The following is a 26,086-nucleotide window of genomic DNA, read 5'->3' as shown; positions in this document are numbered from 1 at the left end:
TCATGAACCCGAAGAGCCGAACCGGAAGATCGCCGCGCTCGCGGCAATGACCAACGCCGCCAACGCAATCACGGGCGCGACCGCGACCAGTGTCAGCGATGCGCCCACCATCGCGCCGGCCATCATGGTCGCCACCACGCCGTAGCGCAGCTTCTCCCGGTCCCCGGTGCCGCCGGCCAATCTGCTGTCGAGCCCGATGCCCACGATGGTCTGGGTGAGCACGGTGGTGCTGAGTTCCTGGATGCCGAACTGCCGCGCAGTGGCGTTCTGGATACCGAAGGTGATCGCCAGCCCGGAGATGAGAATCAGCTTCCGGTTGTCCTGGTAATCGAGCACACCGGCGCCGGCGAGGGCCGAAAGCGTCAGCAGCATGACCACTTCCACCGAATGCGTGACGGTGAGCCATCGCCTCGGGTTGCCCTGCAGGTGCCGGGCGAACCGTCCGCCCACAACCGTGCCTGCCACGAAGCTGACGAAGGCGACGACCGCCGCCGCCAGGTCGACGCCCGAGTGCGGCACCAACCAGAACCCCAGGAAGATCACGTTGCCGGTCATGTTCGCGACGAACACGTGGCCGAGCACCAGCACACTGATCGCGTCGATGATGCCGGTCGCGAAGGTCAACAGCAGTAACGCGGTAACGGTCAGCCGGTGCGAGACCGGTGACTGGATGCCCATTGCTTGAGTCCGGGTTACAGCTGCGGTGACAGGTCCAGTTTGGTCAGCGCGGGCATTTGCGTTATCCGCCAATTACTTCCGTCCCGCTTGAGCGTCACCCGGTAGGACAGATAGCGCAGCGACGGGATGTTCTTGGTGACCGGGCTCGTCGACACCGAGTTGGTGTAGACGATCGCGGTGGCCTCGTTGGGCCCGATGCTCTCCACTGCCGTGCCCATCACCTGGGTGTTGCTGGAGACCTGCGCCTGCTTGTTGGTCGGCACGATCGAGTCGACGAATGTCCGGTACTGCGCGGCGAAATCACCCGACAGATACTGCGCCGCACGCTGGGGCAACGAATCGATGTTGTCCGGCGTGTACGTCCACAGCGTGGTGATCGCGTTGGCCGAGGTCTCCGCGACCTTCAGCTTGGTCGCCACCAGGGCTTGGTCGGCGAGATATGGCTGCACCATTGCGCCCGCGAACGCCCCTGCGGCCACGAACAACGCCGCGGCTCCGGCCGCCAGGTATGTCAACCGCTTCCCGGCCGGCCGGAACGGGACCATGACGGTCTCGACGTTCTCGTCCTCGCCGGGCGCAGGCTCATCGGGATCCGTTGATTCCTCGGCAGATTCGCCGTCAGCCTCGGCCGGCTCGGATTCGTCCGCCGCGGCCTCGGGCTCGACAACCTCGACGGCCTCAACCTCAGGCTCAGGCTCAGGCTCGGCGGTCTCGGGCTGCGCAGACTCCTCGGACTCAGTCTCCGGCTCCGCAACCTCAGCGGTCTCGTCCTCGGCCGCGGCCGCACGGCGGCCTTTGCCGACCGGGGTCCTCGGCTTGGGCCGGGCCTCCGGCGACGGCGTGTTCGTCGACGCCTTCGCAGCCGCCGACTCGTCGGCCGCCGTCTCATCGGGCAACGTCTGGGCCTTGCGCTGCCACGGCATCCGCAGCCGGCGTCGCTGGGTGGCCGAACCCTCCGGGCCCGACGTCTCGGTGGTCAGATCACCTGGTTCAGTTGGCTGATCTTCCACTGCTGTCCCTCTCGAATCGTCGTGACCACCCATCGGGCGCCACTTGCAATCGTTGACTTGCCGTCCGGTGACCGCGTGCTGGTCTTGACGGCGATCAACACATCAGCGCTGCCATTGTCGTTCCAGCGCTGGATGCCCGCGTCCTCCACGGTGCCCTCCGTCGGCTCGGCACGGGCCACCTGGACCACGATCTCGTTCTCCCGGTCCTTGAACATCTTCGCGAAATCACCGGTGCCCTGTGCCGCGATACGGTCGGCGTAGTCATTGGCGTGGTACGGATCGATCGTCGTGTACATCGTCATGAACTCGCGCACGTATCCGAGCGCCGCGGCGTCCTTGCCCTTCACCCGGTCACCGGACACATGACGGACCAGCATGAAGGTGCCGCCTGCGATCGCCGCCGCGACGAGTAGCGACGACAGCACGGCTACCAGCGGCAGCCCCCACCGCTTCGGCGGTTTCGGTTGCACGGCAAAGTAATCCGGCTCCGAGGCATCGATCTTGCGGCGTGGGCTCATTGTCCCGCCCCGTTCATCTGTGGCTTGGTGAGCACGGTCAGGTTGTCCACCCGCCACTGCCCGTCGATCTTGTGAAAGTCCACCCGCACGGTGGCGGTGAGGAACTTGAGATTCTTCGGGTCGATGCCACGCTGGCCTTGCAGCGCCAGCAACATGGTCCCCTCGGTCTTGCTCGACTCGGGCAGCACCGCGCTGCTCACCGCCCAGTACTCGTTGGTGTTGGGGCCCCCCTTGCGCACGGTGGCCTGCTGCACAACGAGCTGCGGACGGTAATTGTCGGTGGTCAGGTTGAGCGCCTTGGCGAAATCCTGGTCCATGGAGTCCACGCCGTAGCTGAGTAACTGTTCGACGATCCGCGGTCCCTGGTCAGCCAGCTCGGCGCGGGCCTGCTCGACCGCGAGCTCCTGGCGGTACGAACCGAAATATCCCAGGCCCACCGCCGCTGCCGACACCAGCACGCCTGCCAGCAGCACGATCCCGGCCCGGAGCCGCACGTCGCGCACATCCTCGTCGCGCACACCGACGCGGTGCGCTTCGGTGCGGGCCAGCAGATCGGCGAACGTGCGGTTGCGGCTGTCCCACAACGGCCACAACCAGCCGATGCACACCGCGGCGGTGTCCAGCAGATGGGCGAGCTCGCGCAGCGTCAACCGCACCAGCCCGGCGTCACCGCCGTCGGCGGTCACCACCCGGATGCCTGCGACCGCCCGCCCCACCGTCCAGCCGGTCCTGGTGGGCAGCACGACGCGGTTGACCAGCATCGCGATCATCACCACGATGGCGACGCCTGCGTACACCCACCACAGCCAGCCATAGGTCGGCGCCGCGAACGCCAGCACAGCCAGCGTGGCGATCACACCGGCGCCCAGCAGCACATCGATGGCGAACGCTCCGGCGCGTGCGGACCATGACGCCAGCTGCGGCTCCGGGGTCGCGTCCACCGCCGAGTCGACGGTCTCCGACGAAGGGGTCTCCAACACGGCCGTCACGAGGTGACCTGGTCGAGCCTGGCCACCTTGTAGACACCGTCGTCGAGCGCCATCTTCACCCGCAGCCGGTAGCCCTGCTCCTCGTTGGACTTCTCGGTATTGCTGACGACGACGCGGACCGCGACCAACAGATCCATCGAACCGTCGTCGTTGTGCTTCTCCACAGCGGCACGCAGATCGGACACCTGCACCTTGACGTTCGCCGCCTGGTAGGCCTCCAACAACATGCTGCTGTACAGCACCGACTGGGCACCGAAATCACCCGTGGAGCACTCGATGATCTTGGTCTGCGCCGCCGTCATCGCCGCAGTGTCGGGTGCCTGCGTCGCCGTCACACAATCCTTGGCCGCCTGCAGCGCGGAAGCCTCGTCGCGGGCGATCTGCTCGCTCTCGGCGTGCGACCGCAGTGCGAGGTAACCACCCGTCCCGGCCAGTGCGGTCAGAACGAGCAGACCTGCGCAGATCGCGGCCATCGCGCCCCGGCCCAACCGGGACGGGCGCCGCTCGACGCCGGAACTCGACTCGGCTTCCGGCCCGTCCGGCTCCGCCGTGGCTTCCGGCTCGCTGGAATGCTCGACATCCTGCTCACTGGAGTGCTCTACGGCCTCCTCGGGACGAGACTCTGGGTGTTCGGGGTCTTGCTGGTCGGCGAGGTTCAGCCGGCTGGTGCCAGCATCTCCTTCCATCCGTCATCTCCTGGTTTATTCGAGTTGGTGACGGAGTACTTCACACCGCCTGGACCGACCACCTCGCCGCTTGACGGGCTATAGGTCGCGGTCGAACCTGCTGCCGGAGTGTAGATGCAGGGGTTCGGCTGCTGTCCACTGCAAGTGACGCTACCGCCTCGCGGTGCGGTCAGCGGATCGCTGGTCGGAGCCGATCCGCCCACTTCGGGCGGGGGCAACATACTCGCAGGCAGCGGGTTCAACCCCGTGTTCACCGAGGGCGCGGGGATCACCCGGCCCGGGTCCACAGGCTGATCGCATCGCGCGGCCGGGGCCGGGCAGTTGCGGATCTGGTTCGGGTCGCCGTACCACGGGTTGGTGCCCATCGGTACGTACGGCTCGTTGCTGCGGCACTCGGCCGGGGTGGCCGCCCGCTTGCCCGGCACATCGGCACACGGGTAGTTACGGGCACCGCGGACGGCGTTCTGCGCATCCTTGGGGATCTTGCAGTACAGGCCCGACGGCAGCGGCGCCGTCGTGGTGTCGGCGGGCGCGCGCCATTGCGACGCAGGCAGGAAGCCGGTGAGGCACGGCGGCGGCATGTTGATGCCGAGGCCGAAGTGCAGCAGGCCCTCGGGAGCGAAGATCGTCGCGGTCTGGGCGATCGCGGCACCCTGCGGGAGGACCACCAAGACCTGCTCGACGTTCTTGTTGTAGCGCTTGAGCATGTCGATGACGATCTCGAGGTTCGCCAGCGTCTGCGGCAGCGATTCCCGGACGTCGCTGAACACCGCGTTCAGCTGATCAGCCGTCGGCGCGGCCTGCTCGATGCTGCTCCGCAGCGCCGCATCGTTCTGGGCGGTCTGGGCGGAGATGGTGTTCAGGTTCCTCGCCCAGCGCGAGATCGCGTCGCCCGAATTCACCTGGCTGTCGATGATGGGCCCGGAGTTGGTGACGATGTCGTTCACCGGGTCCAGGTTGTCCTTGAAGTCGCTCGCGATGGACTGCGTCGAATCGACCAGGCGCTGTAGCGACGGGCCAAGGCCGCCAACAGCTTTCGCTGTCTCGTCGAGCAGAACCCCGATCTTCTCCTTCGGCAGCACCGACAGGCCGTGCTCGGCGGCGTCCAGCGCGGGCCCCACCTCGGCGGGCACGCTGCCCTTGGTGATGGTGTCGCCGGAGGCGAAGTACGCCTTCGACTCCCCGGGGGAGATCAGGTCGATGAACTGCTCACCGACCGCGGACACCGAGTGCACGTTGGCCGTGGCGTCGGTGGGGATCTTGTACTGGTCGTAGATGTTCATCTGGATCCGGGCACCGGTCTCGGTGGGCTCCACCGAGGTGACCTTTCCGATGGTGGTGCCGCGGTAGGTGACGTTGGCCGTCTTGTACAGGCCGGCCGAATTCGGCAACTCGGCGTTCAGGTTGTACATCCCCACGCCTGCCCACGTGGGCAGGCGCAGGAACACCAGACCGAGCACCACCAGCGCGACCAGCGTCAGCGTCAGGAAGATGACGAGCTGCATCTTGATGAAGCGAGTCAGCAGCATCTTTCACTCCCCCCTTTCCACCAGCGGGCCGCCCGGCACGTCGTGCGGGTTCGGCGTGAACCGCACATCCGGGATCATCGTGTTCGGATCACGACCCCAGGCCTGTTCCAGCGCCCGCAGCATGCCCGAGACACCGGTGCCGGACAGGATCGCGTTGTCCACCGAGCTCAGCGTCAGGTCCAGGTTCAGCGACACGTTGATGTAGTCGCCGCGGATGGCCTTCGGGATGTTGTCGATGTTGAACGGCACCGTCAGCAGCAGCTTGAGTGCGCCCACCAGGTATGGGGCCGCCCGGCTGAGCTGCTTGAGCGGACGCTGCAGGTTCTGCAGGTTGGTGTGCAGGTTGGCATTGCTGCCCGACAGCGTCGTGTCGGCCGCGGCCGACAGCCGTCCCAGCGCGGTCACCGCATCGGCGAACAGGTCGCGAGTGTCGGCGAAATGCTGGATCAGCGGCGGGAACTCGGTGAGCACTCGGTCGAGTGTGTCGTTGCGCTGCGCCACGATGTTGAGCAACTGGTTCGTCGAATCGATCGCCCGCGTGATGTCGTCGCGCTGCTGGTTGAGCTCGTTGGTGAAAGTGTCCAGCTGGCCCAGGAACTGCCGGATCTGATCGGCCCGACCGTTGAGGATGTTGAACACCTCGGACTGGATCACCTCGATGTTCGGGATGCCACCGCCGGTCAGGATGCCGGAGATGCCGGCCAGCGTCCGCTCGATCGTCGGGTACGCCGAGGACTGCGCCAGCGGGATGGTGTCACCGCTGCGCAGCATCTCCTTGGACGGATTCTGATCCGGCGGGTTGAGCTCGATGTGCTGTGAGCCCAGCAAGCTGGTCTGGCCGATCTTGGCCAGCGTGTTCTTCGGCAGCTCGATGCCCGGCTCCAGATCGAGCGTCAGCGTGGGCACCCAGTTGACCAACTCGATGCTGCGGACCCGGCCGACGAACACGTCACGGACCCGCACCCGGCTGTTGGCGTTGAGCGCCAACGTTTCCGGCATCTGCACGTACAGGGTGGTGTGCCCGCTCTCGGTGCCGGGACCACCCGGCAGCGGGACGTTGGCGATGCCTCGCCACTGCCCACACGACGTCAGCATCAGCGTCGCGGCCGCGAGCACGGCCAGCCGCAAGCCGACCTTCCTGGGCGCCACCTTCTTGGGCAGCCTGATCCCACGCATTACGACCCTCCTGCCTCTGCGGGCAACGGCGGCCCACTCGGTGCGGGTGCGGGTGCCGGGGCGGCCGGAGCCGCCGGGGCGATGGCTGACAACGGATCTCCTGGGATGACGCCTGGCGCCGGTCCCGGCGGCGGGCCGGGCTGCGGGTACCACGGCGGCGGCAGCGGATTGTTCTGGTCGTAGGCATTGGGCGGACCGGGCAGGTTGCCACCGGGAGGTGCCCCGAACGCCGGCGGGGCCGGCGGCGCGACGATGTCGGGGCCACCCATCAACTCGGCCAACGACTCCGGCGTCAGCATGTTCTGCGTGAACGGCTGCACCTGCACGCCCTGCATGCCCGGCGCGACGGTCCAGCCCGGCTCATGGTTGCCGTGCGAGAACAAGGTGTCACGCGCCCAGATGCCCGGCACGGTCGTGTCCTTGTATCCGCCCGGCGGCTGCAGCCGCGGCTCGGAGTAGGCGATCTGCTTGGGCAGCGTCATCGCGGTACTGGCCAGGTTCATGCCGAACGGCAGGAAGTTGAACTTGATCGCGTCGAGGATCGGCGCCAGGTACTGCGCGCACAACTCCGCCGAATCCTGGTAGCCCAGCCGGCTTCCCGCCTGAATCGAGCTGCAGATGAACTGCAACGGGTTGGAGAAGTTGGTCAGGCCCGGCAGCACCGGCAGACCGATGATGCCGCCCTGGTTGGGTGCCACGATGTTGACCACGTTGGCGGCCAGGTTCGGGTACGCGTGTAGGCCCGTCTCGAGGCCGTTGCGCGGTTCCGGCTGCAGGATCGCCGTGGTGGCCTCTTCGAGGTTGTTGACGTCGTGGGTCAGCACGCCGCCGTTCTTGTCCAGGAACTGGCGGGTGGTCTTGAGCACCTGGTTCAGGTTCTGCACCGCGCTGGCCAACTCGTCATCTTTGGAGAAGTAGTTGGTGAACTTCGCCAGATCGTTGTTGAGCGCGACGAACTGCTGATCGCTCTTGTGCAGCGCGTTGACGAACAGCGCCAGGCTCTTGACGATCGTGAAGAAGTCGCCGCGGCCCTGGTTGAGCGTGGTCAACGCCTCCGACAGGCCGTTCAGCGTGCGGTTGAGCTGTTCGCCCTTGCCGGCGAAGCCGTCGGCGAATGACTCGACGATGTCGCCGAACGGGCCCTTGGGCTGTTCGGGCGTCGGGCCCAGATCGTGCAGCAGGCGCGTCACCTGGTTGCGCAACTCGTCGTACTCGATGGGGATCTGGGTCCGGTCCACCGTGATGACCGCGCCGTCCTTCATCTGCGGGCCGCCGGTGTAGGGCGGTGAGAGCTGGATGACGCGGGACGCCACCAGGCTCGGGTTCAGCACGGAGGCGCTGGCGTTCTCCGGCACCTTGTACTTGTTGTTGAAGTGGAAGACGACCTTCATCTTGTCGCCGGCGGTCTCGATGCTGTCGATCGCGCCGACGCGGACGCCCATGATGAGGACCTTGTCGCCGGGATACAGCGCAAGCACCTCGGGGAAGTACGCCGTGACCGTCGTGTTGGTCAGCTTCTTGTAGAGGCTGATCCCGAAGTAGCCGACCGCGAGGGCCACCACCACTGCCAGCGCACCCAAGATGACCGCCAGCCGCGACATGTGCGGCAGCTTCAGGTTTCGGATGTTGAAAATCGTTGACATAGCTGTGGCCTATCCCTGCGACCCGGGCGGAAGGAACGGCGGATTACCCGGCAACGGAGCCGTGTCCACCGGCGGCAGCTGCGGACCCGGACCCGGAGGTGCCGGTGGCGCATTCAGCGGCGGCGGTATCGGCGCGAACCCGGGGACGAACTCGTCGGGCCCGGGCTGCGGGCTGACCGGCACGGTGCGGGCACCCGGCGGACCGGGAGCCAGCGGTGCCGTCGGGGCGCCCGGCTGATCCGGCGGCATCTGGCCGGGGATCGCGGCGCTGGGCACGCCCGGTGAGTGCGCGACACCGTCCGGATTCGGTGCGGAGGTCGCGACGTCGGGCGGGCCGTAGTTGGGCCCGTACGGGTTGTCACCGAACGGCCCCACGGTGGCCGCCGCACACGGCAGCGGGTTACCCGGCGATGGGATGCCCTGTGCCGTCGGTGTGTACGAGCACGGCGAACCGGGCGGGACGGCAGGCCCCGGATGCTCCGGGGTGCCTTCCAGCGGCGTCGGTGCCGGCGGCGGGGCGCCGTTCTCGAACCGCTTGCCGTTGGGGTCCGGGAACCGGAACGACGGCAGGCCCGCGTTGCGCCAGAACTCCTCGGGATCGATGCCGCGCTTCTTGAACGCCGCGTCGACGAACGGCTGCAGGATCTGCGGGGGCAGCAGGTTGACGAGCATGACCTTGAAGTACGGGCCGGAGGCCAGCGCCTCGGCCAGCGAGGTGATGAACTTGCCCGCGATGCTCAGCGTGTCGGCGAGGTCCTGCTTGCGCTGCACCAGGATGTCGCTGACGGTGCGCAGCTGCTCCAGCACGTGGTTGAGGTTCGGATTGTCGTTGATCAGGCCCTCGACCTGCTGCGACACCGACGACACCCGCTCGAGCAGCATGCTGACGGCCTGGCCACGCTGGTTGACCGCGGCCAGCAGGGTCTGCGCGTTCACCAGCAACTGGTTCACCTGCGTGCTGCGGTCACCGAGCACCGTGGCGATCTTGTTCGCGTTGGCCAGCAGCTGGCGGACCTGATCGTCGCGCTTGCCGATGGTCTCGGAGAATTTGGCGACCCCGTCGAGCGCGGCGCTCAGGTGCGGCGAGGTCTGGTCCACCGTCTCCGACAGCACGTTCAGCGACTGCTTGACCGACTGGATGTCCCACCCCGAGGCATTGCGGGTGACATCGAAGATGGCGTCGTAGATCTGGTACGGCGTGGTCGTCTGGCCGACCGGCAACGTCCCGCGCGGGGCCAGGGTCTGGTTGCCGCGCGGCTGGATCTCGATGTTTTTGCGACCCAGGATGGTATCGGTCCGGATGGCGGCCCGGCTCTCGGTGCCGATAGTGCGGCCGCCGAGCGTATAGCCGATCACCACCTTGTCCCCGCTGATGTCCATCGTCTTGACGTCACCGACGTCCATCCCGGCGATGCGCACCCGGTCGCCCACGTTCAAGCCACCGGTGTCGGTGAACTGCGCGTAGTAGGTCGGTACCGCGAAGATCATCGGCACGCTGGTCAGCGTCGAACCCACCGCGATGATGAGCGCGACCACGGCCACGCCCATCAAGCCCTTACGGAACCGGTCGGAACCCTGCAGTGTCCTCATTTCGGCGTGCACCTACCCGACGGCTGCGATGTGATTCGTACGGTTCGGACAGGGCCGCCCGGCTGCAACCCGTTGAGCTTCAACGAGAGGTCACAGGCGTAGAAGTTGAAGAAGTCGCCGTAGATACCACCAGCTCGGCCGATGATCTTCAGTGCTGCCGGAATCTGCACCAGGATGTCGTTGACCTCCTGCTTCTGGTCGATCAGTGGCTTCTGGATGACGTCGAGATAGCCCAGCGTGTCGTGCAGCAGCGGCCGGTTGTCGCTCAGCAGGTCGGCAAGCGAACCCGCCGCGTTGCTGATGTTGGCCACCGAGGCGCCGATGGGGTCGGCCCGGTTCTTCAGGCCGGTGATCAGCGTCTCGAAGTTCTTCAACGTGTCGTCGAACTGCTTCTGGTGCCTGACCGTGGTGTCCAGGACGATGTTGAGGTTCTTGATCACCTCGCCGATGGCTTGATCGCGGTCGGCGATGGTGGAGGTCAGCTGCGAGGTCTGATCCAGGATGTCGTTGATGGTGCCGCCCTGCCCCTGGAACACCGTGATCAGCGACTTGGCGATGGTGTTCACCTTGTCCGGGGCCAGCGAGTTGAACAGCGGCCTGAAGCCACCGACCAGGGCGTCGAGATCCAGTGCGGGCTGCGTGCGGTCCAGCGGGATGGTGCTGCCGGGAGGCATGATCTTGTTGCTCTCGCCGCGCTTGAGCTCGAGGTAGCGGTTGCCGATCAGGTCCTGGTAGCGGATCGCCGCGGTGGTCTGGTCGAACAACGGCAACGACTTCTCGACGTTGAACGTCACCTCGGCCTGCTCGCCGCCGTTGATCAGGTCGACCTTGGAGACCTTGCCGACCTCGACGCCGGCGGCCCGGACGAACTGCCCGCTGCGCAGACCACTGACGTTCTTGAAGATCGCCGAGTACTCGTTGGTGCTGTTGAACCGGATCTGCCCGAACACCACGAAGATGAGCGCGGTGAACGTGAGCAACACCAGGGAGAAGATCCCCAGTTTGATGAGTGTGCCCTTGATACTCATGCGGTTCCCTCGCAGGCTCGGGTCCCGCCTGGCATCTGGGCGATTGCGCAAACGTCACGCATCTGTTTTCTATTCGCTTCGCTCATGGGTTGATCGTGTTCTCCCCCACTTGGCGGCCCCAGACGTACTCGGCCGTCAACGGCTGACCGAGTTCGAAGTGGTTGTACGGCGCGATCGACGCACCGGTGTCCATCACCAGGTACGGCATCGGCCACAGGTCGCGGGTGATGGGCTGCCAGCAGCCCGGCCGGCCCTCGGGACCGCCCTTGGCATTCACCCGAGGCAGGTTGTCCGGGTACACGTACGCGTTGCCGACGCCGACGACGAGCGAGTGCGTCAGCAGCGAGTAGCCGTTACCGCCGAGCGCGGCGGCCAGCTTCGGCGCGGCGTCGTGGAAGTTGCGGATGGTGCAGAACAACGCCGGGCTGTACTTGTCCAGCAGCGCCGAGGTCGGCAGCAGGTCCTGGGCGCCACGCACCAGGTAAGGGCCGCCGCGTTCGAAGATGTCACCGCCGGTGTTGCCGAAGCCGACTGCGGCGACGAGGGCTTGGTCGAGGTTGCCGCGTTGATCGTTGAGGGTGTGGGCGGTGGTGACGGCGTTGGTGAGCCCGTTCCACAGGTCCGGCGACGCGTTGGCGTAGATCTCGCTGAGATCGGCCAACGCCGTGATGTCGTGGCGGATCTGGGGCATGCGCGGGTTGAGGTCGGCCAAGATCGTGTTGCCGTTGACGATCGACTGCCCGAACTTGTCGCCGAGCCCGTCGAGGGCCTGGGCCGTCGCCGTCAGTGTCTCGTTGAGCTTGATCGGGTCGACCTGCTCGGAGATCTTGGTGATGGTCTCGAACAGCGTGTTGAACTCCGTCGTCACGCCCTGGGCCTGAATCGGGGTGTCCGCCGAGACCCGTTCCGGGGACGGATTCGGCGGCGAGATGAACGAGATGTACTTGTTGCCGAACACCGTGGTGGCCCGCAACTCGGCGTCCACGTTCTGCGGGATCAGGTGCAGGTACTTCGGGTCGACGTCCAGGATGAGCTTGGCTTCCGGGTTGTCGTTGACCTCGACCACGTTGACCGTGGCCAGCCGGCCGATCGGCACGCCGTTGTAGGTGACCTTCGAACCCGGGTCCATCGACAAGCCCGCCCGGCCGGACAGCACAGTCAACTGTGTCTTGGGCTCGAAAAACCCGCGAAACTGCAGCCAGGTCAGGGCCAGGACCAGCGCGGTCACCAAGGCCAGGACGAGCCCCGCCAACTTGTACGGCGGGGTCTTCGACTTGTTCAGGGGGGCGTGGGGCGCGGTCATGGCGCTACACCGTGAGGTTGAAGTTGGGGTCGGTGCCGTACAGCGCCAACGATGCCAACAGGACCACACACACGATCGCGATCAACGAGGTGCGCATCGACCTCCCCACTGCCTCACCGACACCGACAGCACCGCCACTGGCGTAATAGCCGAAGTAGCAATGGTTCAACATCACGATGATCGACATGATGACGACCTCGAGGAAGGACCACATCACGTCGTCGACGCGCAGGAACGTATGGAAGTAGTGCTCGTACGTTCCGACCGACTGGGCGTAGAAGATGGTCGTCACCAGCTGCGCCGACAGGAACGACAGCAGGATGGCCATCGCGTACAGCGGGACGATGACGATGGCGCCTGCCATCAGCCGCGTGGACACCAGGTACGAAATCGACTTGATACCCATGACTTCCAGGGCGTCGACCTCTTCGCTGATGCGCATGGCGCCGAGCTCGGCGGTCGCGCCTGCGCCGACGGTCGAGGCCAGCGCCTGGCCGGTGACCACGGGCGCGACGACGCGCACGTTGGCCAGGGCGGCGAAGAACCCGGTGAACGCCTCGACACCGATGTTGCCCAGGGATGCGAAACCCTGGATGGCGATCAATGAGCCCGCGGACAGGGTGACGAAGCCGATGATGGCGACGGTGCCACCGATGACGGCCATGGCGCCGGTGCCCATGCCGATCTCGGCGACCAGCCGCAGCGTCTCACGCCGGTAGTGGCGGAAAGCGTGCGGTACGTGACCGACGGCCTGCACCACGAACCACCCGACGTGGCCCATGCTGTCGAGCAGCCGGCCGGGTGCGGCCGCCACCTCGGACGAACGCGCGAACGCCCGGGGGAACCGGGAGCGAAGGACTGTTGATGTACTCATGTCAGGTCTTCGTTCCGAACCGCACACCGATGGTGGTGAGCACGACGTTGACAGCGAACAGAGCGATGACGCACAAGACCAGGGTCTCGTTCACCGCCGTACCAACACCTTTCGAACCGCCGGCTGTGGTCAGCCCGCGGTAGCAACCCACGAGCCCGGCGATCAGACCGAAGACCGTGGCCTTGATGACCGAGATCATGACCTCGGGGAAACCGGTGAGCAGCGTCAGCGTGGACACGTACGCACCGGCGGAGACGTTCTGGATGTACACACCGAAGAAGAAGCCACCGACCAGGCCGATGATGATCACGGTGCCGTTGAGCAGGAAGGCGACGAACGTCGCGGCGACGACGCGGGGAACCACGAGGCGCTCGATCGGATCGATGCCCAGCACCTCCATGGCGTCGATCTCTTCGCGGACCGTGCGGGCGCCAAGGTCGGCGCAGATGGCCGTCGACCCGGCACCGGCCACGACCAACACCGTCACCAGGGGTCCCAGCTGCGTCACCGCGGCCAGACCTGCACCGGCGCCGGAGATGTCGGCCGCACCGAACTCCGCGAGCAGGATGTTCAGCGTGAAGATGATGAGCACCGTCAGCGGGATGGACACCGCCAGTGTCGGCAGGAACGCCACCCGGATCAGAAACCAGCTCTGAAGGACGAATTCCTTCCACTGGAACGGCCGGGTGAGAAGTGCCTTACCGGTGAGTACTGTCATCTTGAAGAAGCCACCGACCATCGCCATCGGCTTCTCGAGCTGATCACGAACGTAGCCGACAAGTGCGTTGGACGATGCCGTCACCGGTGCACCCCCTGGACGTTTCGCACGCCCCCTCCTTGCCTCAACCCCGCATACGTGATCTGCATCTCCCTACTCGTGGGTAGTAAGTGAGACCACAGGACTGTACCCGATACAAACGTGGCCGTGTACCGCATCGGCTGGATTATGCCGTGAACCGTTAGCAAACCCCGACCCCGATCTCTATCTTCCTTGGTGACCTGCAGAAACCGTTGACGGAGAATAAGTTTCGCTAACGTTAATCTGTTCACCGCGGCCGAAGCGCTCACGGAGCTCGGTCTTGAGCACCTTGCCTGCGGGGTTACGCGGCAACGCCTCGACGACCTCGAGCGCCTTGGGGTGCTTGTAGCGGGCCAGTCGCTCGCTGAGGAACTCGTCGAGATCTCCCAGATTCAGCGGCGCGTCCTGACCACCGCTGAGCGCCACGACAGCCACGGGCACCTCTCCCCACTTCTCGTGGGGACGCCCGATCACGGCGGCTTCGACGATCGCCGGGTGGGCTGCGAGGGCGTTCTCCACCTCGGCGCAGTAGATGTTCTCTCCGCCGGAGATGATCATGTCCTTCTTGCGGTCCACCACCCAGACGTAGCCTTCCTCGTCCTGGCGTACCAGATCGCCGGAGTGGAACCAGCCGCCCGCGAACGCTTCGGCGGTGGCCTTCGGGTTGTTCCAGTAACCGGCCATCAGTGTCGGTGCCCGGTAAACGATCTCGCCGACGTCACCGACGGCCACATCGTTCATGTTCTCGTCGACGATGCGTGCCGACACCGTGGGGATGACGCGACCGACGGACCCGAGTTTCCGAATCGCGTCCTGGGCCAACAGCATGCAGGTGACCGGCGACATCTCGGTCTGCCCGAACGCCGCGAGGATCTGGGCGCCGGGGAACGTCTCGGCCATGGTGCGCAGCAGCGTGTCCGACGCCGGGGCCGCACCCCAGGACAGCACGCGCAGTTTGAGATTGCGGGGCTTGGCTTGCTGCGCGGCGCAGACGGCCTGCCACTGCGCGGGCACCAGGAAGATGCCGGTGACGTTCTCGGCTTCCAGCACGTCGAGCAGCGCCCCCGGATCGAAGGCGCCCAGCGGGTAGAGCACGGTGGGCAGGCCCAACAGCAGCCCGGTGGTCACGTTGCCCGCGATTCCGGCGATGTGGAACAGCGGGACACCGATGAAGCCGACGTCATTGGCGAGGTCGACGCCGACGGTGAACATGTTGGTCATCGCCTGGCCGCTGAGGTTCGCGTGGGTGAGCACCGCACCCTTGGGCCGGCCGGTGGTCCCGGACGTGTACATGATCAGCGCAGGCGAATCATCCGGAATGTCAACGACTTCCGGGCTCTCGCCGGGCTCTGCGATGAGGTCGTCGTAACCGAGCACACCATCGTCACCGCCCCCGCCCGCGACGATCACCGTCTGCAACGTCGGATCCAGGTCACGCACCGCGGTGGCCACCCCGGCCAGCACGGACTCGGTGACGACGACGCGCGCTTGGCAGTCGCCGACCAGGAAGGCGATCTCCGGAGGCGTCATCCGGAAGTTCACCGGCACCGCGATGGCACCGAGTTTGTTTGCGGCAAGGAATGATTCGATGAACTCAGGGCGGTTGAGCATCAGGATCAGCACCCGGTCACCCGCGCCGATACCGCGTCGGCTCAGGGCGCCGGCGATTTTGTCGACCCGTTCATGGAGCTCACGCCAGGTGGTGGTGTGCCCCAGGAACCGCAGCGCGGTGTTGTCGGGCTGCATGAGCGCGTGCCGGGCCAGTTGGTTGGTCCAGTTCTGACGACGCGCCAGATAGGGCTGCTCAGTGGGGGACGGCTCGGCTGTCAACGGTCCGGTACTCCAGTTGCATGATGTTGATATTTGATCAAACATTGGGTTGCCCCGGTCACACTATGGCCTCGGCCTCACGAGTACAAGCCTGACCGGAGAACATGTGAACGCACCCGCCCGCCCCGCCGCGCGGCGCCGTCGTGTCGCCCGTCGCGAGCAACTCTCCGACGAGGTGGCGGCCCATCTGCGCGCCGAGATCATGACCGGCGTACTGCGGCCCGGCACGTTCATCCGGCTGGACGAAACCGCGGCCACGCTCGGCGTCAGCATCACGCCTGTGCGCGAGGCGCTGCGCACGCTGCGCGGTGAGGGCATGGTGCAGCTGGAGCCGCACCGCGGGCATGTCGTGGTCCCGTTGACCCGCACCGACGTCGAGGACATCTTCTGGTTGCAGGCCACCATCGCGCGCGAACTCGCCGCCACCGCGGCCGAGCGCATCACCGATGACGAGATCGACGAGCTGGAGCGGCTCACCGTCGATCTCGAAGGGGCGGTCGCCCGGAGAGACGCCGATGAGGTCGCGTCGGCGGAGTTCGCGTTCCACCGCGCGTTCAACCGGGCCAGCGGCCGAATCAAGTTGGCGTGGTTCCTTCTTCACGTCGCACGGTATCTGCCCGCGCTGGTCTATTCGAACGATCCACGGTGGGGCGCCGAGGCGATCGCACACCACCGGGAGTTGATCGCGGCACTGCGGCGTCGCGACATCGACAGTGCGGTGCGGCTCAACGCCGTCCAGTTCACCGACGGCGCAACGCGGTTGATCGCGCGGCTGGACGAGAGTGGCATGTGGAATCACGAAAACGAGTCCGATCCGGCATCGAATATGTAACGATCCGCGGGTGGGGGTCAACCGTAACTGGTTCATGTCGCTGCTCGCTGCCGTCGCACTGCTGTGCGCCACCACCGTGCCCGCCGCGGCCGACCCGGTCACCGGGAACTGTGGTTTCGAGCCGGATGACATATACGCCAAGGAATTCCAGTGCAATCGGTACGGCGAGTTCTACACTCCGCCGGACCCGCTGCCGGCCGGGAACCCCGGCGATCTGATCCGCAGCGAGCCCATGCGGATCGTCTACGAACCGTCCGGGCAGCTCGGCAGCTGGGTGGCCACCGCCACCCGAATCATGTACCTCAGCAACGACTCTCGCGGTAAGCCCACCGCGGTCACCGGCACCTACTTCGAACCCGACCGACCCTGGCCGGGAGCCGGACCACGCCCGTTGATCGCGTTCGCGCCGGGCACCCAGGGCCAGGGTGACCAGTGCGCGCCGTCGCGCGTGTTCGGCCAGAGCATCCACTTCTCCAGCGGTCTCGACATCACCATGGGCTATGAGGAACTGTTCGTCGCCACCATGGTCGCGCGTGGATTCGCGGTGGTGGTAACCGATTACGAGGGTTTGGGCACACCCGGTGTGCACACCTACGTCAACCGGCTGGCCGAGGCGCAAGCGCTTCTCGATGCGGCGCGGGCGGCGAAGAGACTGCCCGGGACGTCACTGACGCCCGACGGACCGGTGGCGCTGTGGGGCTATTCGCAGGGCGGCGGGGCCAGCGCAGCAGCCGCGGAATCGGCGCCCGGCTACGCGCCCGAGCTGCATCTGGTCGGCGCATACGCCGGCGCTCCGCCTGCCGATCTGCCCGAGCTGTTGCCCTACGTCGACGGCAGCATCCTGGTCGGAGCCGTCGGCTATCTCATCAACGGCGCCATCGCGGCCTACCCCGAAGCCGCCGACGCGATCCACGACAAGCTCACCCCGCAAGGCGAGGACCTGCTCGCCAAGACCAAGGACCAGTGCGTCGTCGAAACCGCGTTGACCTTCGGATTCCACCATCTGCGTTCGTATTTCAACGGCGACCCCTACGACGTGATCGCCAACGAACCGTTCAAGAGCCTGCTCGACCTGCAGCGCATCGGCCGGCTCAAACCCACTGCGCCGGTGTTCATCGACAGCAACCACTTCGATCCGCTGGTGCCGTGGACGGGAGCCAACCAGCTCGGCCGGGACTGGTGCGCGCAGGGCGCCGACGTCGAGTTCTGGACCAACGACCAACCACCGTTCCTCAACAAGCTGGCGGTCAACCACGCGCTCGCCTACTTCATGGACGGCGAGCGCGGCATGCAGTGGATCGCCGACCGGTTCAACGGTGTGCCGACCACACCGAACTGTGGGCAGTTCTAGGGCTCACCGCCCAGTGGTTTGGCTAGGCGGACAGCTGCTGCGCCCTGGTGATCAGCGCATTGGCCAGGTGGTCGAGGGTGTCACCGATGAGCTTCTTCACCATCAGGCTGGGGATCGGCAGCTTCGTGTCGACCTCGACCTCCATGTCGACCTGCAGCAGTGTGCTGGCCCCGAGCGGCACCACCGAGAACCGCTGCTCCTGCTTGGAGAAGTGATCCCCCTGCTGCAGCACGGTGTAGATCTGGTTTTCGGCGGGGTAGTAGACCGCGGTGATGAACACACCGGCCTGCCCTTGGATCTCGACGTCCAACCGCAGCTGGCTGGGCCGGCCGTCGTCGTAGCGGGCCAGAATCCAGCAACCCTTGATCTCCGGGTTCCACTGCGGATAGGCCTCGAAGTCGGCGACGATCGCCATGATCGTCTCAGCGGGGGCGTCGACTTCGACTGTCTTACTTACCAGCGGCATCCGCCGAGCATATCGACCCCAGGAGGGACCGGATCCCATCGGGAATGGGCACCGGGCGCCGGGAGTCCCGGTCGACGTAGACGTGCACCCAGTGACCGACCGCGGCGACCGGGCCGCCGGACCGGAAGAGCCCGAGCCGGTAGGTGACGCTGCTGCGGCCCAGCCGGGTCACCGACAGGCCTACGACCAGCGAATCCGGAAACTTCAGCTCGGACAGGAACCGGCAGCCGGACTCGGCCACCACCCCCAGCCAGGGCGCGGTGATCGGGTCGATGTCGCAGTTCGTGTTGATCCACGCGTTGATCGCGGTGTCGAACAATTCGTAGTACACGGCGTTGTTGAGGTGCCCGAACATGTCGTTGTCGGTCCACCGGGTGAGCACCGGCCAGTGCAGCGGAAAGTCGGCAGAAGTGAGTTCGGCGGGGGCCTCGGTCATGGCTGAAGTCTTGCAGTCACGGCAGGCTGTTGGTCATGAAGATCCGTGGAGCCGTCCTCGACCGCATCGGCCTGCCCCGTCCCTACGTCCAGTCCGGGCCGCTGACCGTGTCCGACCTCGACCTCGCCGCCCCGGGCCCGGGCGAGCTGCTGGTGCGCATCGAGGCGGCGGGCCTGTGTCATTCGGACCTGTCGGTGGTGGACGGCAATCGGGTCCGCCCGGTGCCGATGCTGCTGGGACACGAAGCCGCCGGGATCGTCGAGGCCGGCGACACTGACCTGCCCGTCGGCCAGCGGGTGGTGATGACCTTCCTGCCCCGCTGCGGCAGCTGCCCGGCCTGCGCGACGGACGGGTTGACGCCGTGCGCCCCGGGCAGCGCCGCCAACGGTGCGGGCACGTTGATGGACGGCGGTATCCGGCTAACCCGCGACGGCGAGCCGGTGTTCCACCACCTCGGGGTTTCCGGGTTCGCCACGTACGCCGTGGTGGACCGGCGCTCAGTGGTGCCGGTGCCCGCCGACGTCCCGCCGGTGGTGGCGTCACTGCTGGGTTGCGCGGTGCTCACCGGCGGCGGCGCCGTCCTCAACGTGGGCAAACCCCAGCCCGGCCAGACGGTCGTCGTCGTCGGACTGGGCGGGGTCGGGATGGCGGCGACACTGACGGCGCTGGCCCACGACGACGTCCGTGTCATCGGCGTCGACCAGGTGACCGACAAGCTCGACCGGGCCCGAGCGCTCGGCGTGCACGAGACCTACACCCCCGAGCAGGCCGCCGACGTGAAGGCCACGGTGGTGATCGAGGCTGCCGGGCACCCGGCCGCGTTGGAGACCGCGATCGGGCTGACGGGTCCCGGTGGACGGACCATCACCGTCGGCCTCCCCCGGCCCGACGCCCGGATCTCGGTGTCCCCGTTGGGTTTCGTCGCCGAGGGTCGCTCCCTGATCGGCAGCTACCTCGGTTCGGCGGTACCCGCACGCGACATCCCCCGCTTCGTCGAACTGTGGCGGGCCGGGCGACTGCCGGTCGAGCAACTGGTCTCGTCGACCATCTCGCTCGACGACATCAATGCCGGCATGGACGCGCTGGCCGACGGCACCGCGGTGCGCCAGATCATCGCGTTCGACTAGAACCAGGCATCACGCATCTCGAGCGTGGTGCGGTCCAGACTCTCCAGCAGATCCAACTGCGGTGCGGTCCTTGGCAATTCGTAGGCGAAGAAGTAGCGGGCCGCCTGCCGTTTGCCGTCATAGAAATCGCCGTCGCGCCCGTCGGCGGCCAGCACCTGTTGCAGCCAGATCCACGCCACCACGATGTGCCCGAACGCCTCCAAGTACACGGCGCTGTTGGCCATCGCAGCCTCGATGTCTCCCGCGGCGAACATCCCCGCCGTCACCGCGGCCAGGCGCTGCCACGCGGCGTCCAGCTGATCGGCCAGGTGCGGGGCCACGCCGTCGCGGGCGGCCGAGACGGTTGCGGCGATCCGCTCGCCGAGCGCGACCATACTGGCACCACCGTTCTGGGTGACCTTGCGGCCCAACAGATCCAGGCTCTGGATGCCGTTCGTGCCCTCGTGGATCGGGTTCAGCCGATTGTCCCGGTAGTGCTGCTCCACGTCGTACTCGCGGGTGTAGCCGTAGCCACCGTGCACCTGGATGGCCAGGCTGTTGGCCTCCAGGCACCACTGCGACGGCCAGCTCTTGGCCACCGGGGTCAGGATGTCGAGCAGCGCGTTGTCCCCGGTGTCGACCAGCTTGGCGCAGTACAGGCCCAGCGCCAGACCACCTTCGACATAGGCCTTCTGCGCCAACAACATTCGCTTCACGTCGGGATGCTCGATGATCGGCACCTGCGGTGTTGACGGATCCCTGACACCCAACGGGCGGCCCTGGGGCCGTTCCCGGGCATACTGCACCGATTTCAGGTAGCCCGTGGCTGGCCGCGCCACGGCGCCCATACCGACGCCGAGCCGGGCCTCGTTCATCATGTGGAACATGTAGACGATGCCGCGGTGCGGTTCGCCGACCAGGTACCCGACCGCACCATCGAAGTTGAGCACGGTGTTGGTGATACCCCGTTGTCCCATCTTGTGATTCAGCCCGGAGATGGCCACGCCGTTGCGGGTGCCGTCGGCGAGGTACTTCGGCACGATGAACAGCGAGATGCCCTTGGTTCCGGCGGGCCCGCCGGGGATCTTCGCCAGCACCAGGTTGACGATGTTCTCGGTGAGTTCGTGCTCGGCGCCGGATATCCACATCTTCGAACCGAACAGCCGGTAGCTACCGTCGGCGGCCGGCTCGGCACGGGTCGTGATATCGGCCAGCGATGACCCGGCCTGTGTCTCCGACAGCGCCATGGTTCCCGAAAAGCGCCCCGCAAGCATCGGTTTGACGTAGGTCTCGATCTGCTCGGGCGTCCCGAAGTGCGCCAGCAGGTTGGCGTTGGCGATGGTCAGCATCAGGTAGCCCGATGTCGACACGTTGGCCGCGGCGATCCAGGCGAACGCGGCCTGCGCCACGACGGCCGGCAACTGCGCACCGCCGAGCTCGGCGTCCATACTCATCGCCAGCAGATCGGCCGCCGCGAAGGCATCCCAGGCTTTCTTGACTTCGGGGATCAGCGTGACGGTCTGCCCGTCGAAGCTCGGCTCGTTGGCGTCGGAGAGCTTGTTGTGTGGAGCGAAGTACCGGGTCGCCAGTTGCTCCGACAACTCGAGCACGCCGTCGAAGGTCTCGCGCGAATGCTCCGCGAAGCGGTCCAGCGCTGCGAGTTCCTCGACATGCAGCCACTCGTAGAGCAGGAAGTCCAGATCCCGGCGCGACATGATGGTCGACTTCATCCGATCAGTGTGGGCTTCCACTGTTGACGACCACCGCCCGACCCGACGTATAGTTCGTTTAGTTTGTACTGAACGATGTTTACGGAGGGATGTTGACACCGGACGAGTCGGAATTCGTCGACCGCATCGGGCTTTTCATGGAGCTCCTCGGCGGGTCGCGCACGATGGGGCGGGTCTACGGCTGGCTGATGATCTCCGATCCGCCCGAGCAGTCGCTGACCGCGCTGGCAGACACGCTGTCGGTCAGCAAGGCCTCGGTGAGCACCGTCACCCGCCAGCTGCAGGAGGGCGGGCTGATCGAGCGGCTGCCCAGCGCCGGTCGGCAGCACCGCTACCGCGTGCGGCCAGGGGGTTTCAGCAGCGTGCTCAGCGTGCAGCTGTCCCGGATGAAGCTCGGCATCGAGGCCGCCGATTTCGGGCTGGCGATCCTCGACGGGAACCGCCCCGATCAACGCGAACGGCTCGAGGATTTCAAGCACTTCTGCGAGTTCTCCAGCCGGGACTACCACGACGAAATGTTGCGGCTCTGGGCCGAGTACCGGGAATCGAGGGCGGACGCGAGGAGCACCGACAACGGCGCGGACGCGAGGAGCACCAACAAAAGAGGTAGGGAGTCATGACGACCAACAAGGTGGACTTCAGCGCCGTGCGCTGGGGATCGGTGGAATGGACCAATCTGTGCACGCTGTATCTGCGGGCATGCGAAAGTCGCCTGCCGCAACCGGTTCTCGGCGATCACGCGGCCGCCGAAGCCGTCGACCGCATCGACTACGACTTCAAGCGCATGCATCGGGCCTCGCAACCGTGGGCCAATCAATTCCTGGTCGGGCTGCGCGCGAAACAGCTCGACGACTGGACCAATGACTTCCTGACCCGGCACCCCGACGCCGTCGTGTTGCACCTGGGATGCGGGCTGGACACCCGCGCCTTCCGCGTGCGGCGCCCCGCCACCGTCGACTGGTTCGACGTGGACCAGCCCGGTGTGGTCGAGCTGCGGCGCAAGCTCTACGACGATGGGCCGGGCTACCGCATGATCGGATCGTCGGTGACCGATGCCGGTTGGCTCGACGAGGCACCCACGGGCCGGCCGACCTTGATCGTGGCCGAGGGGTTGCTGATGTACCTGGCCGAGAGTGACGTGCGCGAGCTACTGCAGCGCCTGACCGACCGCTTCGAACACGGCGAGATCGATTTCGACACCATCGCCCCGATCGGCCCCAAGCTGTCCCGGACGTTCAGCAACGGGATGGTCAAGTGGGGCATCAGCGATATGACCGAGGTCGAACGCTGGGTTCCGCGCCTGCAGCTCATCGACCGGGTACCGGCGTACGCCAACTACCGGACGATTCCGCTCAAGCCGCAACGGCTGCTGCTGGGCCTTCTCAACGCCACCCTGGCCGGCCGCTACGACGTGTTGAACCAGTTCCGGTTCTAGGACATGCGCCGAATGTGAACTTGTTGGCGAATCCTCGCACGGTTTTCGCAATCTTCTTCACGTTCGGCGGCAAGCAGCTCTAGACCTCGACACCCAGTGGTGACTCGTTGCGAATGGTCTCGTCGCGGATCAGCCCGCGCAGCAGGGCGGTGCTGAACTCGACTGCGATCTCCTGCGCCGAGCGCCTGCCGTGCGGCCGCAGCCACCGGTAGGCACCCAAGGTCATCCCGATGTAGCCCAGCGCCAGCACGTGCGAGTCACAGTCGTAGAACTCGCCGCTAGCGATGCCGCGGTCGATGACGTCGCGCACATGCTCATAGACCTGCGCCTCGGCGTGCCGGATGTAGGCGACCTGCTCCTCGGTGAACCACTCGGTGATGTAGGGCCCCTCCTGGAAGTACACCGCCGCCTTCTCCAGGTCGTTGGCGATGCCGACCAGCAGCCGACGAGTGAAGTTGTAGATGGTCTCGCGGGCCGTCGCGCTCGGATCGTCGTGCAGCGCCTCCACCGTGAAGTCCGCGGTGCTCTTGTAGAGGTCGTAGAGGATCAGCGACTTGCTGGCGTAATAGTGGTAGACCGTGGCCTTGTTCAGTCCGACGGCCTCGGCCACGTCATCCATCCGGGTGCCGTGGTAGCCGCGCGCGGCGAACAGTTTCGCCGCCACCGTCAGCAATTCGTCGCGTCGCGATGTACCGTTCGTGGACGCGGCACCGCGGCCTCGCCCGGCCTCTGGATCGGATGCCATAGGAATCTCCGTACTTCACCTATCAACTCGTTGGTTGAATAGTGTAGGCAATGCCTGGTCCGTGCGGAGGCAACCGGTCTAGACTTCGCGCATGGATCCGAATCCGGACTACGACGCCAGTGACGAGATCGAGTACTTCTTCAACTGGGTGCCCTGGGGCATACGCGGCGTGTACCCGCCCCCCGCATATCCCCCGGTGTAAACCACTTCCTGACGTCTCGGCGCGTTCGTAACAAGGACGCGCCTTCACGCGTTTCCGCAGGCCTCAGCAATGACCGGCATTCTCGACCGGTAGCCGCCCGTGACCGCCCCGGGCTCCTGGCCGCACCGCCTACGCGCGCTCTCACCCCTTTCACGGCACAGGTCCATCCTGCAGCGCTGCCTGCATCCAGGAAACTTCTAACTATCAAATGGCTATTGACAGGTTAGTCGTTCGGATGTTGACTGCTACCTAACCACTTAAGCGAAATAGGGAGTTAGAGATGTCGGTTCAGGTTCATCACCGGTACGCCACTGTCGACGGTCGCCGGCTGTTCTACCGCGAAGCGGGCTCACCCGACGCCCCGGCGATCGTGCTGCTGCACGGCTTCCCCACCAGCTCGTACATGTTCCGCAACCTGGTCCCCCAGCTCGCCGAGCGCTACCACGTCATCGCACCGGACCACCTCGGCTTCGGGCACTCCGACGCTCCGACCGTCGACGAATTCACCTACACCTTCGACGCACTCACCGACCTCACCGAAGGCCTCCTGCAGCAGTTGGGCCTCAGCCGCTACGCGATCTACGTCCAGGACTACGGCGCACCGATCGGCTGGCGACTGGCCCTGCGGCAGCCTCAGGCCATCACCGCGATCGTCACGCAGAACGGCAACGGCTACGACGCGGGGTTCATCGAGAGCTTCTGGACCACCGTGTGGGACTACCAGCGCGAACAGACCCCGGAAACCGAGGCCGCCGTGCGCACGGCACTGGACGTCGAGGGCATCAAATGGCAATACCTGACCGGTGTTTCGGACGAAAGCCTGGTTGACCCGGACACCTGGATCCACGACGCCGCACAGCTGGCCCGGCCCGGCAACGACGACGTGCAACTGCAGCTGTTCCGCGACTACGCGACCAACGCCCCGCTGTACCCCGCACTGCACGAATACCTGCGGACGAGCGCCGTGCCGGTGCTGGCGGTATGGGGCGGCGGCGACCCGATCTTCGGTCCCGACGGTGCCCGCGCCTTCGGCAAAGACGCGGTCGACGCCGACATCCACATCCTCGACGGCGGGCACTTCCTGCTGGAAACCGCGAACGATGAAGTGGCCCAGTTGATCGTCGCGTTCCTGGACCGAGTCGGCCGATGAGCCCGCGGGTGCTGGTGTTCGACGTCAACGAAACCCTCATCGACATCGACGCGCTACAACCACATTTCGAGCGGATCTTCGGCGACTCGTCGGTCCTGCGCGAGTGGTTCGGTCAGCTGGTGATGTACTCCATGACCGTCACACTGGCCGGACGGTATGCGGACTTCTTCGCTCTGGGACAGGGCGTGGTGCACATGCTCGCCGAGATCCACCGAGTGGATGTGAACGACGGAGATCTGCATGCCCTCGCCGAGGGTATGCGAACCATGCCGGCCCATCGCGACGCCGGCGAAGGACTTTCACTCCTCCGCGACAACGGCTACCGCCTTGTGACGCTGACGAATTCGCCGCACAGCGACGGCCCGACACCGCTCGATCACGCGGGACTGACGGAGTACTTCGAGCGCCAGTTCACCGTCGACGACTCGCGCGTCTTCAAGCCGTCGACGTCGCTGTACACCGGCGTCGCCCACAGCCTCGGCGTAGCCCCCGGGGACTGCATGATGGTCGCCGCGCACGCCTGGGACACCATCGGCGCCCAGTCCGCCGGCTTCAGCGGCGCGCTCATCACCCGGCCCGGCAACGCCGCCCTGCGTGTTCCCGGCATTCCCGAACCCACGGTCATCGCATCAAACCTGCTGGAGCTCAACGAGATTCTGGGTTCCATGTCATGACCACCATGCGCGCGATAGTCCTCGACGGCTTCGGCGGCCTCGACCGCCTCGGCCGGCGGTAAGATGGTCGAGTCCTCTAACCCCGAATTCAACGAAAATGTCGCGGCCCGGCCGTTGTCAAGCTGCTTGGAGTCGGTTTTCGGGTTTGGGTAGGTTGATGCCGACGGTATTGGCTGGTGCTGGGGTGTGTGGGCGTCGGCGGAATCGTTCGGGGTGTGCCTGGTAGTAGGCCTGGTGAGTGGCTGCGCGGCGGTGCCAGCGGTCGAGCCAGCTGCCGTCGTGGACCTGCTCTGGTGAGAACAGGGC

Annotated in this window: 25 protein-coding genes and 2 pseudogenes; 8 read left to right on the top strand and 19 right to left on the bottom strand. The window is 66.1% G+C overall.

What is annotated here, in order from left to right; translation table 11 throughout:
* From RMCB_RS00505 to fadD5, 14 genes are all read right to left on the bottom strand, one after another.
* Positions 1–678, bottom strand: coding sequence for a YoaK family protein (locus tag RMCB_RS00505; RefSeq protein WP_062827188.1), 678 nt, complete (start codon positions 676–678; stop codon positions 1–3).
* A 14-nt stretch (positions 679–692) separates the two neighbouring features.
* Positions 693–1,688, bottom strand: coding sequence for a hypothetical protein (locus RMCB_RS00500; RefSeq protein WP_062827187.1), 996 nt, complete (start codon positions 1,686–1,688; stop codon positions 693–695).
* Positions 1,655–2,206, bottom strand: coding sequence for an Rv1363c family protein (locus tag RMCB_RS00495; RefSeq protein ID WP_029368801.1), 552 nt, complete (start codon positions 2,204–2,206; stop codon positions 1,655–1,657). Before RMCB_RS00495 ends, RMCB_RS00500 begins: the two co-directional genes overlap by 34 nt.
* Positions 2,203–3,195 (bottom strand): RDD family protein, encoded by a 993-nt coding sequence (locus tag RMCB_RS00490; protein ID WP_062827186.1) that lies wholly within the window; start codon positions 3,193–3,195, stop codon positions 2,203–2,205. Before RMCB_RS00490 ends, RMCB_RS00495 begins: the two co-directional genes overlap by 4 nt.
* The gene (locus RMCB_RS00485; RefSeq protein WP_062827185.1) at positions 3,192–3,881 is read right to left on the bottom strand and encodes an Rv1363c family protein; all 690 of its coding nucleotides are present in this window, start codon (positions 3,879–3,881) and stop codon (positions 3,192–3,194) included. Before RMCB_RS00485 ends, RMCB_RS00490 begins: the two co-directional genes overlap by 4 nt.
* Positions 3,851–5,410: an MCE family protein gene (locus tag RMCB_RS00480; protein WP_084388324.1), complete on the bottom strand. Its 1,560-nt coding sequence runs from the start codon at positions 5,408–5,410 to the stop codon at positions 3,851–3,853. Before RMCB_RS00480 ends, RMCB_RS00485 begins: the two co-directional genes overlap by 31 nt.
* Before the next feature lie 3 nt (positions 5,411–5,413).
* On the bottom strand, positions 5,414–6,586 hold the full coding sequence (locus RMCB_RS00475) for a virulence factor Mce family protein (protein ID WP_029368805.1): 1,173 nt from the start codon (positions 6,584–6,586) through the stop codon (positions 5,414–5,416).
* Positions 6,586–8,229 carry a virulence factor Mce family protein gene (locus RMCB_RS00470; protein ID WP_029368807.1) on the bottom strand — a complete coding sequence of 548 codons (1,644 nt, stop codon included), beginning with the start codon at positions 8,227–8,229 and terminating at the stop codon, positions 6,586–6,588. The genes RMCB_RS00475 and RMCB_RS00470 overlap by 1 nt, the downstream gene beginning before the upstream one ends.
* A 9-nt stretch (positions 8,230–8,238) precedes the next feature.
* Entirely contained in the window at positions 8,239–9,819 is a 1,581-nt protein-coding gene (locus tag RMCB_RS00465) for a virulence factor Mce family protein (RefSeq protein WP_062827209.1), read from the bottom strand.
* A complete protein-coding gene (locus RMCB_RS00460) occupies positions 9,816–10,847 on the bottom strand; it encodes a virulence factor Mce family protein (RefSeq protein ID WP_029368809.1) in 1,032 nt (343 codons plus the stop codon). The genes RMCB_RS00465 and RMCB_RS00460 overlap by 4 nt, the downstream gene beginning before the upstream one ends.
* An 82-nt stretch (positions 10,848–10,929) precedes the next feature.
* Positions 10,930–12,150, bottom strand: coding sequence for an MCE family protein (locus RMCB_RS00455; protein ID WP_029368811.1), 1,221 nt, complete (start codon positions 12,148–12,150; stop codon positions 10,930–10,932).
* A gap of 4 nt (positions 12,151–12,154) precedes the next feature.
* Positions 12,155–13,024 (bottom strand): MlaE family ABC transporter permease, encoded by an 870-nt coding sequence (locus tag RMCB_RS00450; RefSeq protein ID WP_029368812.1) that lies wholly within the window; start codon positions 13,022–13,024, stop codon positions 12,155–12,157.
* Position 13,025: 1 nt separating this feature from the next.
* Positions 13,026–13,826 carry an MlaE family ABC transporter permease gene (locus RMCB_RS00445; protein ID WP_029368813.1) on the bottom strand — a complete coding sequence of 267 codons (801 nt, stop codon included), beginning with the start codon at positions 13,824–13,826 and terminating at the stop codon, positions 13,026–13,028.
* 180 nt (positions 13,827–14,006) lie between these two features.
* Positions 14,007–15,698: a fatty-acid--CoA ligase FadD5 gene (gene fadD5 / locus RMCB_RS00440; RefSeq protein ID WP_062827184.1), complete on the bottom strand. Its 1,692-nt coding sequence runs from the start codon at positions 15,696–15,698 to the stop codon at positions 14,007–14,009.
* A 61-nt stretch (positions 15,699–15,759) separates the two neighbouring features.
* Here fadD5 and RMCB_RS00435 point away from each other — a divergent pair, with 61 nt between their 5' ends.
* Positions 15,760–16,485 carry a GntR family transcriptional regulator gene (locus tag RMCB_RS00435; protein WP_062827183.1) on the top strand — a complete coding sequence of 242 codons (726 nt, stop codon included), beginning with the start codon at positions 15,760–15,762 and terminating at the stop codon, positions 16,483–16,485.
* Positions 16,486–16,519: 34 nt separating this feature from the next.
* Positions 16,520–17,836 (top strand): lipase family protein, encoded by a 1,317-nt coding sequence (locus RMCB_RS00430; RefSeq protein ID WP_036423537.1) that lies wholly within the window; start codon positions 16,520–16,522, stop codon positions 17,834–17,836.
* Between the two features lie 22 nt (positions 17,837–17,858).
* Here the strand turns inward: RMCB_RS00430 and RMCB_RS00425 are convergent, their stop codons facing one another.
* Positions 17,859–18,302, bottom strand: coding sequence for an SRPBCC family protein (locus RMCB_RS00425; RefSeq protein ID WP_029368820.1), 444 nt, complete (start codon positions 18,300–18,302; stop codon positions 17,859–17,861).
* Complete coding sequence (locus RMCB_RS00420; protein ID WP_029368821.1) at positions 18,286–18,738, bottom strand: acyl-CoA thioesterase; 453 nt, start codon at positions 18,736–18,738, stop codon at positions 18,286–18,288. Before RMCB_RS00420 ends, RMCB_RS00425 begins: the two co-directional genes overlap by 17 nt.
* A 35-nt stretch (positions 18,739–18,773) precedes the next feature.
* On the opposite strand from RMCB_RS00420, the gene RMCB_RS00415 reads away from it, so the two are divergent.
* On the top strand, positions 18,774–19,865 hold the full coding sequence (locus tag RMCB_RS00415; RefSeq protein WP_062827182.1) for an alcohol dehydrogenase catalytic domain-containing protein: 1,092 nt from the start codon (positions 18,774–18,776) through the stop codon (positions 19,863–19,865).
* On the opposite strand, the gene RMCB_RS00410 is transcribed toward RMCB_RS00415, so the two are convergent.
* Positions 19,862–21,574, bottom strand: a complete 1,713-nt coding sequence (locus tag RMCB_RS00410) for an acyl-CoA dehydrogenase (protein WP_062827181.1) — start codon at positions 21,572–21,574, stop codon at positions 19,862–19,864. The two genes, RMCB_RS00415 and RMCB_RS00410, sit on opposite strands and share 4 nt — an antisense overlap.
* 92 nt (positions 21,575–21,666) lie before the next feature.
* Here RMCB_RS00410 and RMCB_RS00405 point away from each other — a divergent pair, with 92 nt between their 5' ends.
* Positions 21,667–22,194, top strand: a complete 528-nt coding sequence (locus tag RMCB_RS00405; RefSeq protein ID WP_062827208.1) for a GbsR/MarR family transcriptional regulator — start codon at positions 21,667–21,669, stop codon at positions 22,192–22,194.
* Positions 22,191–23,009, top strand: a complete 819-nt coding sequence (locus tag RMCB_RS00400) for a class I SAM-dependent methyltransferase (protein WP_029368826.1) — start codon at positions 22,191–22,193, stop codon at positions 23,007–23,009. The genes RMCB_RS00405 and RMCB_RS00400 overlap by 4 nt, the downstream gene beginning before the upstream one ends.
* A 79-nt stretch (positions 23,010–23,088) precedes the next feature.
* Here the strand turns inward: RMCB_RS00400 and RMCB_RS00395 are convergent, their stop codons facing one another.
* Entirely contained in the window at positions 23,089–23,754 is a 666-nt protein-coding gene (locus RMCB_RS00395) for a TetR/AcrR family transcriptional regulator (RefSeq protein ID WP_029368828.1), read from the bottom strand.
* 91 nt (positions 23,755–23,845) lie between these two features.
* Here RMCB_RS00395 and RMCB_RS36370 point away from each other — a divergent pair.
* The 3 genes and pseudogenes from RMCB_RS36370 to RMCB_RS00380 form a co-directional block, all read left to right on the top strand.
* Positions 23,846–23,956, top strand: a pseudogene (locus RMCB_RS36370) (CAP domain-containing protein); the annotation flags it as partial.
* A gap of 280 nt (positions 23,957–24,236) precedes the next feature.
* Positions 24,237–25,106, top strand: coding sequence for an alpha/beta fold hydrolase (locus RMCB_RS00385; RefSeq protein ID WP_062827180.1), 870 nt, complete (start codon positions 24,237–24,239; stop codon positions 25,104–25,106).
* Entirely contained in the window at positions 25,103–25,780 is a 678-nt protein-coding gene (locus RMCB_RS00380) for a haloacid dehalogenase type II (protein WP_062827179.1), read from the top strand. Before RMCB_RS00385 ends, RMCB_RS00380 begins: the two co-directional genes overlap by 4 nt.
* A 117-nt stretch (positions 25,781–25,897) precedes the next feature.
* Here RMCB_RS00380 and RMCB_RS36335 read toward each other — a convergent pair.
* Positions 25,898–26,086: pseudogene (locus RMCB_RS36335) on the bottom strand (hypothetical protein); the annotation flags it as partial.

This window comes from Mycolicibacterium brisbanense, from assembly GCF_001570425.1.
Lineage (GTDB): Bacteria > Actinomycetota > Actinomycetes > Mycobacteriales > Mycobacteriaceae > Mycobacterium > Mycobacterium brisbanense.
This window is presented reverse-complemented; position numbering and strand designations above follow the sequence as displayed.